This window comes from Halopseudomonas sp. T1L2, from assembly GCF_055397385.1.
On record NZ_AP040865.1, the window covers coordinates 3,320,116 to 3,333,592 of the forward strand.

Consider the following 13,477-nt stretch of genomic DNA (forward strand, 5'->3'; position numbering starts at 1 on the left):
ATGAATTTTGCCTACAGCCCCCGCACAGAAGCTCTGCGTCAGCAACTGCGTGGCTTTCTTGATCAGCACATCGTGCCGCGTATTGGTGCCTGGCACGCCGAGGTGGCCGCCGGACAGTTTCCGCCATCGTTTATGCCTGATTTGAAAGCCTTGGCGCGCGCCGAGGGTTTGTGGAATCTATTCTTGCCGGCGCTGCACAGTGATGAGCCAGGCACGGCGCTGAGCAATTTGGAATACGCACCGCTGGCGGAAATCATGGGCCGGGTGCCCTGGGCTTCCGAAGTGTTCAATTGCAACGCGCCGGACACCGGCAATATGGAGTTGCTGCATCTGTTTGCCAGCGCGGAGCAGCGGCAGCGTTGGTTGTTGCCGTTGCTCGAAGGGCAGATCCGCTCCGCATTTGCCATGACGGAACCGGACGTGCCGTCTTCCGATGCCAGCAATATCCAGACGCTGATCCGCCGCGAGGGCGACGAGTATGTAATCAATGGTCGCAAGTGGTTTATTACCAACGCCGCACACCCTGATTGCAAGCTGTTTATCGTCATGGGCAAGACAGACCCGGATGCTCCCGCGCACCAACAACAGAGCATGATTCTGGTGCCGTTCGATACGCCGGGGGTGCAGTTGCTGCGCAATATTCCGGTGCTCAATCACCTTGCCCCCGAGGGCCATTGCGAGATGCTGTTGCGCGATGTGCGGGTGCCGCTGAGCAACCTGCTGGGCAGCGAGGGCGAGGGCTTTATGATGGCTCAGGCACGCTTGGGGCCGGGCCGCGTACACCACTGCATGCGCTCAATCGGCATGGCCGAGCTGGCGCTGGAATTAATGCTTGAGCGTTGTCAGGAGCGCAAGGTGTTCGGCAAGTACCTGCATCAGTACGCCAATATCGCGGACTGGATCGCCGAGTCGCGGATCGAAATCGAACAGGCGCGCCTGCTGGTACTCAAGACCGCCTGGATGATCGACGAGGTTGGGGCCAAGGCCGCGCGCAATGAAATCGCCATGATCAAGGCCCTGGTGCCGAGCATGCATACCCGCGTGGTCGATCGCGCCATTCAGGTCTACGGCGCCATGGGCTTGAGCCCCGATACCCCGCTGGCGGATATGTGGACGGGGGGCCGAGCGCTGCGCTTTGCCGACGGTCCCGACCAGGTTCACCTGCGCAGCATTGCGCGTTTCGAACTGCACAATGCGCAGCAGCAGCGCGGCGCTACGGCGGCCTACTTGACGCCGCATCACCGGGTTTGATGGTTGCGAGGTTGCGTACAACAACCGCTACACATGCCATAAAGCTGATTGCAATCAAGTCGCTCATCACGCGTCTGGCTGTACAAAGACCTCTCAGTCACAGTGCATGCAGTGGAGAGTTCGATGGACGGCGAGTTTGCGGATCGCTTGGCGGTGGTGACCGGTGCCAGCTCAGGCATTGGCTTGGCCCTGACCACGCAGCTGCTGCAACAAGGCGCGCGGGTGCTGGGTATGGCGCGGCATGTCTTGGGTTTGCAGGCGCTGCAGCAAAGCTACCCGCAACGGCTGCTGGTACAGGCGGGCGATGTTACCCGATGCGCCGACCTAGAAGCGCTGCGTCAGCGGGCGGTGGCCCTGGGTGGCGTCGACTACCTGGTTGCCTGTGCGGGCAATGCAGAGTTGGCCGGCAGCCTCGATCACGCCGCGTTTGAGCGCCAATGGGCAGTCAACGGTGCCGGTGCGCTGAATACCTTGGCGGTGCTGCGCGGGGCACTGAGTAGCCGCAGTTCGGTGGTATTTCTCGGCAGTTTTCTGCGTCAGGCAAGCGTTCCGGGATTGGCTGCCCATGGCGCCGTTAAAGCCGCACTGACCACCCAGGTGCGCAGCTTGGCCGCAGAATTTGCCGCACTCGGGGTGCGCATCAATCTGGTATCGCCTGGGCCCACGACTACAGCGCTGTGGGACGGGCTGGGGCTGTACGAGCACGAGCTGGAACAGATCGCTGACAACCTCGGCCGGCGTCTGTTAACCGGGCACTTTCTGGATGCAGCGGCGGTGGCGCGGGTGATTGCATTTCAACTCTCGGAAGGTGCGCGAGGTGTCTACGGGCAAGACTGGGTGGTGGATAACGGCTTCAGCTTGACGGCCTGACAGCGGCCGCAGTGATTGCCAGCCATTGCGTACGAGCCGGGCACGGATGTTGGCCGCGCTTGATGCTAATCAAGAGTTCCGCGCAGACGCCTTGAGACTGATAGCCGTGGCAGGTAGCGTGAAATTCTGAACAACCCTGTGTGAGGTGCGCTGTGAATGCTCCCCTGAATCTAGTCCAGCCGGGCCCGGCGGCGCAGCCGTTCTACCAGGCCTGCGGCAATGAAGAAGTGCTGTTTGAACAGGCCTGGCAGCATGGTTTGCCGGTATTGATCAAAGGCCCGACCGGCTGCGGCAAGACCCGTTTCGTGCAGCACATGGCCCATCGTCTGAACCTACCGCTGTACACCGTGGCTTGCCACGATGACCTCAGTGCGGCAGATTTGGTTGGCCGGCATTTGATCGGCGCGCAAGGCACTTGGTGGCAAGACGGCCCGTTAACGCGGGCGGTGCGCGAGGGCGGGATCTGTTATCTGGATGAAGTGGTCGAGGCGCGGCAGGACACCGCCGTGGTGCTGCACCCGCTGGCGGATGATCGCCGCGAGTTGTATCTGGAACGCACCGGCGAAGTGTTGCGCGCTACGCCGGGCTTCATGTTGGTGGTGTCTTACAACCCCGGCTACCAGAACTTGCTCAAGGGTATGAAGCCAAGCACCCGCCAGCGCTTTGTCGCGTTGCGTTTCGACTACCCCGAGGCGGCTGAGGAACAGCGCATCGTCGCGCGCGAGGCACAGGTGGGCGATGAACTGGCGGCGCAGCTGGTCAAGCTGGGGCAGGCGTTGCGGCGGTTGGAGCAGCTTTACCGGCAATTGACGCAGCCGTGACACAGCCGTCGCTGTTATCGGGTGGCGAGTGGTCCGGGTGGTGTTGATAAGTTGACCTTTATCATGCGTCTGGACAGACCACTGGCGCATGATGTGTACATCAGGCAGAGAGGTTCGACATGCAGATGAGCTTTTCCGGGTTGGTGCTCAGTGGTGGCCGCGGCAGCCGTATGGGCGGCGCTGACAAAGGGCTGGTGCATTGGCGCGGCATGCCGATGGCCGAGCATGTCTGTCGGCAGTTAAGTCCATTGACGTGTGAGGTGCTGCTCTCTTGCAACCGTAATCAAGCACAGTACAGCGCCTTTGCCACACAAATTCTGGGCGATGCACAGAGTGATTACCCAGGCCCCCTGGCCGGCATTGTGACGGGGTTGCGGGCGATGCGAGGCTCACATTTGCTGGTGCTGCCCTGTGACTTGCCGGCAATCACTAGCGCATTGCTGGTAGGCCTGCAAAGGCTGTCTCGCCAGTATCCGGAGCGGCCCGTCGTGGTTCGTCAGGGCGCTGGTTTACAGCCGCTCGTGTGCGTTGTACCGCGCGAGCTCAAAGAGGCGATTGAACTGGCCTGGGATCAAGGCGAGCGCAGCCCGAATCGGTTATGGCAGCAGTTGCAGGCCGTTGAGCTGGCCTGTGCGGAGGACGATCCGCAACTCATCAACGTCAATTCCCTAGACATATTGGCAGCGGCATAGACGCGTTGCTCACAGAACACTTGGAGGACATATGCAGGTGATTGATAAGCGCCAAGCAATGGCGATAACACCGTTGTTGCGTTTGGGCTTTCGACCATTCTTCTTGTTTGGCATGGTGCTGGCTGCCCTGGCCATTCCGTTGTGGGTAGTGGTCTTCCTCGGCGGATGGTCTTTTCCTGCGCCGCAGGGGGGCTGGTTGGCCTGGCACCGGCATGAGCTGGTGTTCGGTTTTGCCGGAGCCATTATCAGCGGCTTCTTGCTCACGGCGGTGCAAACCTGGACCGGCCAACCCAGTGTGTCGGGACGCCCGTTAGGGCTGTTGGTTGGCCTTTGGCTGCTGGGACGTTTGAGCTGGTGGCTGCCTTCGCCAGTCTTGTTGCTGGCGGTTAATGTGCTGTTCTTGGTGGCGGTAGCGGCCGTAATGGGTCGCCTGCTGTGGGCAGTGCGGCAGCAACGGAATTACCCGATTGTGCTGGTATTGCTGCTGCTGGCCGCCGCAGATGCGCTGACCTTGCTCGGCGTGGCGCAGCTCAACGATGCCGGGCAACGCCAAGGCAGCTTGGCTGCGGTATGGCTGGTGGTGGCGATGATGACCCTGATTGGCGGCCGGGTGATTCCTTTCTTTACCCAGCGCGGGTTAATGCGCGTGGCGGCGGTGCAGCCCTGGCCGTGGCTGGACTGGTCGCTGTTAATCGGCACTGTGCTGGCCGGCGTGCTCACGGGGCTCGGTTGGCTACTGCTGCCTTCAGCATGGGCCGGCGGGTTGCTACTGTTGTTGGGCCTTGGCCATGCCATACGTCTATACCGCTGGTTTGATCGCGGCCTGCTGAGCGTGCCCTTGCTGTGGTCGTTGCACCTGGCTTACGCCTGGTTGGTGGTCGGTTGCGCAGCGCTGGCGCTGTGGCATTGGGGCGCGCCGCTATCGGCCAGCCAGGCCGTGCATGCGTTGACGGTTGGTTCCGTGGGCGGGCTGATTCTGGCCATGCTGGCGCGGGTTTCGTTGGGCCATACCGGGCGTCCACTGACCTTGCCGCGCGGTTTTGCGCTGGCCTTTGTGATGATCAACCTGGCCGCGCTGGTGCGCGTTGTTGGGGTGTCGTTTGCCTACCAGCCGGCCCTGTGGTTCGCCGCACTGTGCTGGAGTCTGGCGTGCGCGCACTACCTGTATTGCTATGGCCCGATGCTGTGCCGCACCCGGGCGGATGGACATCCGGGATGATTTATCTACTGCTCAAAGTCGTTCACCTGGGCGCCGCGGCGTTCTTTATTGGTGGGGTATTTTTTGAGGTGATGATCCTCAGTCGCGCCGCCCGTCAATTACCTCCCGAGCCTCGTGAACAATTGTCCAAAGCCTTGGGCCAGCGCGCACGACGGGTTATGCATTGGGTAATATTGGCACTCTATGGGGCAGGCCTGGCCTTGGCCTGGAACTTCCGCGCGGTGCTTGTCGACCCGTTTGCCAGCAGCTTTGGCACATTGTTAACGCTGAAAATCTGTCTGGCATTCAGCATTCTTGGGCATTTTCTGACTGTCGTCTGGCTGATGCGGACTGGGCGGATGAACCCGGCACGCTCACGCCTGATTCACCTGAGCGTGTTGACGCAGATGCTGCTTATGATCTTTCTAGCCAAAGCGATGGTGATTCTGACCTGGTAATCGCCGCCTGTGAGCACAAGGAAGGCCCGCAACTGACGGGCCTTCCTTGTTAAGGATTGAGTGCTTCTTTGCCTAAAAAAATGCAGGGAGTGGGCTAATAACGGCATTCAGGTGGCTGAGGAACAAGAAGCCCGAGACCAATACCGCATTGATCGACCAGGCTACCGTAAGAAAGCGGGCAATCTGGCCGTACATGGGCTCAGTGACATTGTCGGCATTGCGCCACACGGTATTCAGCACCCAGGCGGTGTATGCAACAAACGCGAGCAGGATTAAGCCAAACAGCGGCGTATCGACTCGACTGAACGCCAGCATGATCGAGCCGAACAGCACTTGGCTGACCAGCACGCCATAGAGCCAAAACGCCACCCACAAGGGGGTAGTGCCGGGGGCATTCAACGCTTGCTGAAGCTTGTGCATATCACCCAACTCGCAAAGCGCTGCTGATGGCCCATGGTTGGTTGAGCTTGCGGCCGTTGCGGGTCGCGGGTTACGTGAATGGCATGTCGCGTGGTTACCTCATGTCACGTTTTAGAGCATAGCGCGCTTTGCCGTATTTCCCAGCCAGTGCTGGGCTCTGTAGCTCAAGCCGGTTTGCTGAAAAAGCGCATGCGGCATGCCCGCCAAGCATATTAGCGCTGCCTCTCTTCAACCCCGTCCTCAAGCGCCCGGGTAAAGAGCAGGTTGTTTTCCAGGTGAATGTTTTGCATCAGGTTGATACCCAGCTCGTCGAGGCTGCGGTATAGCGCCCGTCAGGTGTTACATGCGCCGGCAGGTGGTTGCATGTCATTGGTCAGCATGATGATTTCCTCTAGGGCGTCGGCGTACTGAACATGCTCGAAGCGCATCGCTGAGATGGCCCCCGCCACGAGTGGATGGCTACTTTGTTTGATCATAGGAAAGAGCACGTGCTCTTCCTTATGCATATGGTTCTCCAGCTCCTGCTGCATGGTCAGTAGCACATCGGTCAAGCCGCGTGGGCAATGCTCTCGGGCACCGTGCACCTGTTCGACCCTGGCGGCCAGGCGTATCAACTCCGGTAACTGTTGACGATGCACCGCGTGGTAACGCTCAAGCAGGTGCTCAATCAGTTGTGCATTGGATGCTTGCTGCCAGTCGCACAGTGGCAACTCATCCGGAGCCAGGGCCAGTAAGTGCTCCTCCACCAGCCATGCATCGAGGTCGTTTTCCAGCGCGGCCTGGCGCAGGGTTTTCTGACCGTCGCAGCAGAAGTCCAGATGAAATGTATGGAATACCTGGGTTGCCCCGGGAATCCGACTGGCCAGGTTGCCCAGGGTGTGATCGAGTAATTGGTCGGTCATGAAACGCTCCTTCTCAGGCTGGATACTGAACGGGCTATCGCAACTCCCGTGTCGACTTCAGGCTTGACGCATATCAAGGGCTTACAGCCTTTCGAGGTTTAATCTACCTTGAATTTTCAAGGTGCCAGGTACCTGAAATGGTCAATTTTACCCCGCTGCAGCCTGGTCTTCTGGCAGCCCTGACCAGTGAACTGCCGCCCGCTGTGCGCCTGCAGCGCTTGGTGGTCAGCTTGCGTGAAGCGTTCGCCTGTACGGCGGTTGTGATACTGCGCCTGGATGCTCAGAGCCTGCGTCCACAAGCTGCTTTCGGGGTGGCCCATGAGGTGCTCGGGCGCAGCTTTATGCTGTCGCGCCACCCACGCCTCGCTCGGATTCTGGCGCAGCGCGAGCCCGTGCAATTTGCCGCCGATGATCAGCTGCCCGATCCCTATGACGTCCTGTTCGAAGACGGTGGCGAAGAGCCTCTGACGGCGCATGATTGCATCGGTACGAGTCTTTATCTGGACGGCCGTTTATGGGGCGCTGTGACGTTTGATGCGCTCCGACCGAGACACTTTGATGGCCAGGTGTGTCAGCAGTTGCAGGCTTATACCTGGCTGATCGAAACGGTCTTGCGCATCAACCGACTCGAAGCGGATGTGCGCAGCCTGGGCCTGGCCAGACGTGAGCAGATGGAGGGTGGCGACGAGACCCCGTCAATGATTCTTGGCAGCAGCCCGGTTGTGTGTGAGTTGCTCGATGAACTTGGCGTGGTGGCCGACTCGGACCTGCCGGTGTTACTGCAAGGTGAAACCGGCGTGGGCAAGGAGCTGTTTGCTCGCTGGCTGCATGCGCACTCGCCACGCGCGCGCAAGCCACTGGTGTATGTGAATTGCGCGGCGTTGCCGGAAAGCCTGGCAGAGAGTGAGCTGTTCGGTCATCTGCGCGGTGCCTTCTCCGGTGCCGGGCAGGATCGGCCTGGGCGGTTTGAAGCCGCCAATGGCGGCAGCTTGTTTCTCGATGAGATTGGCGAGTTGCCTTTGTCGATCCAGGCCAAGTTATTGCGCGCGTTGCAAAACGGCGAAATCCAGCGTTTGGGGGCTGACCAGCCGCACCATGTCGATGTGCGAATTATCGTCGCGACAAATCGGCGGCTGTGGGAGGAGGTGCGTAACGGCCGTTTTCGCGCCGACCTCTATCATCGCCTCTCCGTGTATCCGCTGCATATTCCGCCACTGCGCGAACGTGGCCGCGATGTGCTAGTGCTGGCGAGACACTTTCTTGAGCTTAATCGCACGCGCCTCGGGCTTCGTTGTTTGCGCCTATCCAGCGATGCCGAACGGGCACTGATGAGGTATGACTGGCCTGGCAACGTACGTGAGCTTGAGCATGTCATCAGTCGGGCGGCGCTTAAGGTGCTCAACCAGGCGCAATCACGTAGCGCCTTGCTCAGCATTGAAGCGTCCTGGCTGGGTTTGGACGGCCCCTCAGGCGATGCGCAACATAACCAGCCGGTGCAGCTGCCTGTTCGTATTGACGCCATGCACAGCGCGGTGGAGCAGTTCCAGGCGGAGTTGATTACTGCTGCTCTGGCGCGTTGTCAGGGCAAGTGGGCCGCTGCTGCTCGTGATCTGCAGCTGGACCCCAGCAATCTGCGCAAATTGGCACGTCGCCTCAACTTGATTTAACCGACGAAGGAGTTGCAATGCTGACCCACCTAGATGCCCAGGGCCGCGCCAATATGGTCGATGTTTCCGCAAAGCCAGCCACCACTCGCGAGGCCTTGGCCGAAGCACGGGTGCGTATGCAGCCAGCCACCTTGCAGATGATTGTCGCTGGCGGCCACCCCAAGGGCGATGTCTTCGCCGTGGCACGCATTGCCGGTATCCAGGCGGCCAAAAAAACCTCAGACCTGATCCCGCTCTGCCATCCCTTGATGCTGAGCAGCATCAAGCTCGAATTACAGGCCGAGGCCGATGACTGCGTGCGCATTCGCGCGCGGTGCAAGCTGGCCGGGCAAACCGGAGTGGAAATGGAAGCCCTTACCGCAGCCAGTGTTGCTGCGTTGACGATTTACGACATGTGCAAGGCCGTGGACCGTGGCATGCAGATCGAATCGGTGCGCTTGCTGGAAAAGAGCGGCGGGGCGTCCGGAGATTTTTATGCATCTTGAGTTTGGTCATGGTGCCTGTGTGACGAGCTGTTGAGATGGGGCAACCGTTAATCTGGAGGGTTGGCCATGAATGAACAGCTAGAAAACATGCGGCGCCATTATCAATGCGATGCCCTTTTGGACAGCCAGTTGGCTGATGACCCCGTCAGCCTGTTGCAGGCCTGGCTAGCGCAGGCGATTGAATGTGAAGCGCCGTCGGTTGAGGCCAATGCAATGGTTTTGGCCAGTGTGGATGCGCAGAGCCGGCCGCATTGTCGCGTGGTGTTGCTCAAAGGCCTGGACGCCGCAGGCCTGGTTTTCTATAGCCACTATGACAGCGCAAAAGGCGCTGAGCTGGCGTTAAACCCCTATGTGGCGGCAACCTTTTATTGGCCCGGAATGGAGCGGCAAGTGCGCGTGGAAGGTGTGATTGCAAAGGTCGCTGCTGACGAATCAGAGCGTTATTTTCACAGCCGGCCTTTGCTCAGTCGCTTGGCCTGCTGGGCCAGTCCACAGAGTTAGCCGCTGGTAAATCGCGAGGCCCTGGACGCCCGCATGCGACAGGTCCAGCAGCAGTATGCCAACAGTCAACCCGAGCGCCCCCAGACTTGGGGTGGTTATCGCCTGTCGATGCAGCGGGTGGAGTTCTGGCAGGGCCGGCCTGATCGTTTGCATGACCGTATCAACTATCTCAAGCAAGCCTCGGGCTGGTGCTGTGAGCGCCTTGCACCCTGACAAATAAGGACGTGACTGATGTTGACCCTTCATTATTTCGCCCGCTACCGCGAGCAGCTTGGCCTGGATCACGAGCGACTGGACTGGCAGCCCGCGCTAAGCAGTGTTGGTGCGCTGCGCGATCATTTGGTTGCGCGAGGTGGCTGTTGGGCCGAACTGGCAGCCAATAACTTGATGTGTGCGCGTAACCAGGATCTTTGCAGCCCGGCCGAGCCACTTGTGGACGGCGATGAAGTGGCATTCTTCCCTCCTGTGACCGGAGGCTGAGATGAGCATTCGGGTACAGCACCAACTGTTCGACGCCGGCGAGTTGCTCAATGCCCTGCATGGGCGCAATCAGGGCGTGGGGGGGGTGGTCAGTTTTGTCGGCTATGTGCGTGATTACAATGAGGCCCACGCGGTGCACGGCCTGTTTCTGGAGCACTACCCCGGCATGACCGAGAAAGCCCTAGCGAAAATCGAGGCTGAGGCGCGTACCCGCTGGCCTTTGCTGGCGGTTGAAATCGTGCACCGTGTCGGCCAGCTGGTACCGGGCGCGCCGATCGTGTTTGTGGGGGTCAGCAGTGCGCATCGGCAGGCGTCTTTCGAGGCCTGCGCATTCATCATGGATTACTTGAAAACCCGTGCACCTTTCTGGAAGAAAGAGCACGACGGCGAGCGTCAGCAGTGGGTTGCGGCGCGCGCCAGCGACCAGCAGGCGGCGCAGCGCTGGAGTGTGGTAAACAGCGTCAGGGACTGACGCTGTTTGCCCCGGTGTTTAGTGCCGTGTCAGCCTCGGCAGGCGCTTCAATGTCCCAGCCGCCAAACAGGTACCAGTCCTCGCCGAGCATTTCTGCGGGGTGCATGGTGCGGTCTGCGCCGTTACCGCAGGCCAGGTCAGCGCTCGAGCAGTAACGATCACAGCCCCAGCAAATGCGTTCCGGGTGTTTAGGATGCAGCGGAAATTTCTTACTCATCGGGCGGCCCCTTCGGCTGACACCTGCGTTCAGGTTAAGCCGTGAGAGGGGGTTGGCCTTGACCTCGATCAAGTTGCTCGCGATTGCCCCTAGGGGATACCTCCAACGGGGAATGGGCGAGGGCGTACATACGGCGCAGGCTTGTGGGTAATGACTTTTCGAGGAGGGCAACATGGCCCATTTATCCAGCGATACGTTTCACTCACTGCGCATTGCCGTCCTCACGGTTAGCGATACTCGCACCTTGGCCACCGACACATCGGGGCAGACCTTGATCGAAGGGTTGGAGTCGGCCGGCCATGCCTTGTTCGAACGCGCCATTGTTCAGGATGACATTTGGCAGATCCGCGCACGCCTGTGCGCCTGGATCGCCGACCCGCTGGTGCAGGCGGTGCTGATTACGGGCGGTACCGGTTTCACTGCGCGTGACAACACTCCGCAGGCGGTGGCGCCTTTGCTGGATAAAGCCGTGGATGGCTTTGGCGAGCTGTTCCGCCAGGTATCGTTGGCGGAGATTGGCACCTCCACGGTGCAGTCGCGGGCGTTGGCGGGCATCAGCAACGGCACGCTGGTGTGCTGCATGCCGGGCTCGCCGGGCGCCTGCCGTACCGCCTGGAACAATATTTTGCTGGAGCAGCTGGACAGCCGTACCCGGCCCTGCAACTTTGTTCCGCACCTCAAACAGCTACCGCAACAGCCGGTCAGTGCCTGTGGGGCTCGCTCATGAGTGCCTGCGGTTGCGATGGTCATGGCCATAGCCTGCGTCCGGTCGATCAGGCCATTGCCGAGTTGCTCTCCCGAGTGCCTGCCGCGCTGCCCAGCGAATTGATCGCCCTGAGCGAGGCGGGCGGCCGAGTGCTGGCCGAAGATGTACGTGCGCCCCGGCCAATGCCGGCATGGGATAACAGTGCGATGGACGGCTACGCCCTGCGCGCCGCCGATGTGCCTGCGGACGGGGGCTGGTTGCCTCTGGCCGGGCGCATTGCTGCAGGTGACAGTGGCTTGCAGCCGCTGCCGCTGGGCCATGCGGTACGAATTTTCACCGGCGCACCGTTGCCGCCCGGTGCCGACAGTGTGGTGGCGCAAGAGCAGGCGCAAGAAGAGGGGGGGGAAGTGCGCTTGCCCGCTACCCCGTTGGGCAGTCATGTGCGCCGTTGCGGTGAAGAGTTTGCAGTGGACAGCTGCGTGCTGCAGGCCGGCCAGCGCCTGCGGCCACAAGAGCTAGGGTTATTGGCCAGCCTGGGCGTGGCTGAGGTGCGGGTGCATCGACGTTTGCGGGTGGGCCTGTTGAGCAGTGGCAATGAGCTGCGTGAGCCGGGTGAGGCGTTGCAGGCCGGGCAGATCTACAACGCCAACCGCTACAGCATTGGCGCTGTTTTGCGCGGGTTGGGCTGTGAGGTGGATGACAGTGTGTTGCTGCGTGACGAATTGGATGCCAGTCGTGCCGCGTTGCGCCTGGCCGCTGCTCAATGTGATGTGTTGGTTAGCAGTGGCGGAGTGTCGGTCGGTGAAGAGGATCACCTCAAGCATGCCGTGAGCGAGTTGGGTGAGCTGCAGTTGTGGCGGCTGGCCATTCAGCCGGGCAAACCCTTGGCCTTCGGGCATGTGTGCGGTACGCCCTGGATCGGTTTGCCGGGCAACCCGGCGGCGGCGCTGATTACCGCGTTGGTGGTGGCTCGGCCCTACCTGTTAAGGGCTCAAGGTTGTCGCGATGTCATGCCCCAGCCGCTGCGTATCGCTGCTGGGTTTTCCTGGGACAGGGCCAATAGTCGCCGCCAGTACCTGCGTGCGCGTTTGTACCCGGCAGGTGGGCAACTGAATGCGGTACTTCACCCCAAACAAGGCTCGGCGATGCTCACGGCCGCTTGCTGGGCGGATGGCCTGGCCATCGTCGAATGTCAGCGCACATTGGCGGCGGGGGAACTGATTGATTTTCTGCCTTTCGACAGCCTGCTGCACTGACCCGGCTTGACCAGCATCAAGGGCGCATAGCGTTTTGCGCCCTAGAGTGTCGCCACGCTTTTAGACAGAGGATTTCAACATGCATCTGGTATGTCCGGCGGGCAGCTTGCCCGCCCTTAAGGCAGCCTTGCAGCAAGGTGCAGACGCGATTTATGTCGGCTTTCGCGATGACACCAATGCACGGCACTTTGCCGGCCTCAACCTCGATGACAAACAACTGGATAGCGGCCTGCAACTGATCCGTCAGCGCGGCAAGTAGCTCTATGTGGCGGTCAATACCTATGCCCAGCCACAGGGCTGGACGCGCTGGCAGCGGGCTGTTGATCAGGCCGCCGACTTGGGGGTGGATGCGCTGATTGCCGCCGATCCTGGCGTGCTGGCTTACGCCAGCCGGCGTTACCCTGACCTCAATCTGCACCTGTCAGTCCAGGGCTCGGCCACCAATGTGGCAGCGCTGAGCTTCTATCAGCAGCGCTACAACATTCGCCGCGCCGTGTTGCCACGGGTACTGTCGCTGGCACAGGTACGCCAGGTGGCAGAAAAAAGCACGGTGCCGCTGGAGGTTTTTGCCTTTGGCAGCCTATGCATCATGGCTGAGGGGCGTTGCCACCTGTCGTCTTATGTTACGGGCGAGTCGCCCAACCTGTGCGGGGTCTGTTCACCGGCTAAAGCGGTACGTTGGCAGGAGGATGCCGATGGCCTGAGCTCGCGCCTGGGTGGCGTCTTGATCGACCGCTACAGCCCTGAAGAACCGGCCGGTTACCCAACCCTGTGCAAGGGCCGTTTTATGGTCAACGGCCAGCGTTTTCACGCGCTGGAAGAGCCGACCAGCCTGAACACTCTGGACCTGATCCCGCAGTTGGCGAAAATCGGCATTGCCGCAGTAAAAATCGAAGGCCGGCAGCGCAGCCCAGCGTATGTCGAGCAGGTCACACGCGTGTGGCGCGCCGCTCTGGATGCCCACGCACAGGCACCTGCACATTTCAACGTATTGCCACAGTGGCGCAGTGCGCTTGATGCGCTGTCGGAAGGCAGCCAGAGCACCCTGGGTGCCTACCATCGATCCTGGCAGTGAGGCGGT

The 13,477-nt window shown here is 60.8% G+C and carries 13 protein-coding genes and 4 pseudogenes; 14 read left to right on the forward strand and 3 right to left on the reverse strand.

Going from position 1 to position 13,477, the window contains the following annotated elements; translation table 11 throughout:
• From ACZ5WQ_RS15735 to ACZ5WQ_RS15760, 6 genes and pseudogenes are all read left to right on the forward strand, one after another.
• The gene (locus tag ACZ5WQ_RS15735) at positions 1 to 1,251 is read left to right on the forward strand and encodes an acyl-CoA dehydrogenase family protein (protein ID WP_464382626.1); all 1,251 of its coding nucleotides are present in this window, start codon (positions 1 to 3) and stop codon (positions 1,249 to 1,251) included.
• Between the two features lie 123 nt (positions 1,252 to 1,374).
• A complete protein-coding gene (locus tag ACZ5WQ_RS15740; protein WP_464382627.1) occupies positions 1,375 to 2,121 on the forward strand; it encodes an SDR family NAD(P)-dependent oxidoreductase in 747 nt (248 codons plus the stop codon).
• Between the two features lie 152 nt (positions 2,122 to 2,273).
• Positions 2,274 to 2,915 (forward strand): annotated as a pseudogene (locus ACZ5WQ_RS15745) (AAA family ATPase); the annotation flags it as partial.
• Positions 2,916 to 3,061: 146 nt separating this feature from the next.
• The gene (gene mobA, locus ACZ5WQ_RS15750; RefSeq protein WP_464382628.1) at positions 3,062 to 3,634 is read left to right on the forward strand and encodes a molybdenum cofactor guanylyltransferase MobA; all 573 of its coding nucleotides are present in this window, start codon (positions 3,062 to 3,064) and stop codon (positions 3,632 to 3,634) included.
• Positions 3,635 to 3,665: 31 nt separating this feature from the next.
• Positions 3,666 to 4,853: an NnrS family protein gene (locus ACZ5WQ_RS15755; protein ID WP_464382629.1), complete on the forward strand. Its 1,188-nt coding sequence runs from the start codon at positions 3,666 to 3,668 to the stop codon at positions 4,851 to 4,853.
• Positions 4,850 to 5,290: a CopD family copper resistance protein gene (locus ACZ5WQ_RS15760; RefSeq protein ID WP_464382630.1), complete on the forward strand. Its 441-nt coding sequence runs from the start codon at positions 4,850 to 4,852 to the stop codon at positions 5,288 to 5,290. Before ACZ5WQ_RS15755 ends, ACZ5WQ_RS15760 begins: the two co-directional genes overlap by 4 nt.
• Before the next feature lie 72 nt (positions 5,291 to 5,362).
• Here ACZ5WQ_RS15760 and ACZ5WQ_RS15765 read toward each other — a convergent pair whose 3' ends face one another.
• Positions 5,363 to 5,710, reverse strand: coding sequence for a hypothetical protein (locus ACZ5WQ_RS15765; protein WP_464382631.1), 348 nt, complete (start codon positions 5,708 to 5,710; stop codon positions 5,363 to 5,365).
• Between the two features lie 212 nt (positions 5,711 to 5,922).
• Positions 5,923 to 6,612: pseudogene (ytfE, locus tag ACZ5WQ_RS15770) on the reverse strand (iron-sulfur cluster repair protein YtfE).
• Positions 6,613 to 6,749: 137 nt separating this feature from the next.
• On the opposite strand from ytfE, the gene norR reads away from it, so the two are divergent.
• The 5 genes and pseudogenes from norR (at position 6,750) to moaE (ending at position 10,217) form a co-directional block, all read left to right on the forward strand.
• Positions 6,750 to 8,279, forward strand: a complete 1,530-nt coding sequence (gene norR / locus ACZ5WQ_RS15775) for a nitric oxide reductase transcriptional regulator NorR (RefSeq protein ID WP_464382632.1) — start codon at positions 6,750 to 6,752, stop codon at positions 8,277 to 8,279.
• Between the two features lie 17 nt (positions 8,280 to 8,296).
• Positions 8,297 to 8,764, forward strand: coding sequence for a cyclic pyranopterin monophosphate synthase MoaC (moaC, locus tag ACZ5WQ_RS15780; protein WP_464382633.1), 468 nt, complete (start codon positions 8,297 to 8,299; stop codon positions 8,762 to 8,764).
• Positions 8,765 to 8,830: 66 nt separating this feature from the next.
• Positions 8,831 to 9,478: pseudogene (gene pdxH / locus ACZ5WQ_RS15785) on the forward strand (pyridoxamine 5'-phosphate oxidase).
• A gap of 18 nt (positions 9,479 to 9,496) precedes the next feature.
• Positions 9,497 to 9,745, forward strand: coding sequence for a molybdopterin converting factor subunit 1 (moaD, locus tag ACZ5WQ_RS15790; protein WP_464382634.1), 249 nt, complete (start codon positions 9,497 to 9,499; stop codon positions 9,743 to 9,745).
• Position 9,746: 1 nt separating this feature from the next.
• Positions 9,747 to 10,217, forward strand: coding sequence for a molybdopterin synthase catalytic subunit MoaE (gene moaE / locus ACZ5WQ_RS15795; RefSeq protein WP_464382635.1), 471 nt, complete (start codon positions 9,747 to 9,749; stop codon positions 10,215 to 10,217).
• On the opposite strand, the gene ACZ5WQ_RS15800 is transcribed toward moaE, so the two are convergent.
• A complete protein-coding gene (locus ACZ5WQ_RS15800) occupies positions 10,207 to 10,434 on the reverse strand; it encodes a DUF3079 domain-containing protein (protein ID WP_464382636.1) in 228 nt (75 codons plus the stop codon). The genes moaE and ACZ5WQ_RS15800 overlap by 11 nt on opposite strands.
• A 172-nt stretch (positions 10,435 to 10,606) precedes the next feature.
• Between ACZ5WQ_RS15800 and moaB the strand changes: the two genes are divergently transcribed.
• From moaB to ubiU, 3 genes and pseudogenes are all read left to right on the forward strand, one after another.
• Positions 10,607 to 11,161: a molybdenum cofactor biosynthesis protein B gene (moaB, locus tag ACZ5WQ_RS15805; protein WP_464382637.1), complete on the forward strand. Its 555-nt coding sequence runs from the start codon at positions 10,607 to 10,609 to the stop codon at positions 11,159 to 11,161.
• Positions 11,158 to 12,396 carry a molybdopterin molybdotransferase MoeA gene (locus tag ACZ5WQ_RS15810; RefSeq protein WP_464382638.1) on the forward strand — a complete coding sequence of 413 codons (1,239 nt, stop codon included), beginning with the start codon at positions 11,158 to 11,160 and terminating at the stop codon, positions 12,394 to 12,396. The genes moaB and ACZ5WQ_RS15810 overlap by 4 nt, the downstream gene beginning before the upstream one ends.
• 79 nt (positions 12,397 to 12,475) lie before the next feature.
• Positions 12,476 to 13,471: pseudogene (gene ubiU / locus ACZ5WQ_RS15815) on the forward strand (ubiquinone anaerobic biosynthesis protein UbiU).
• Positions 13,472 to 13,477 lie beyond the last annotated feature (6 nt).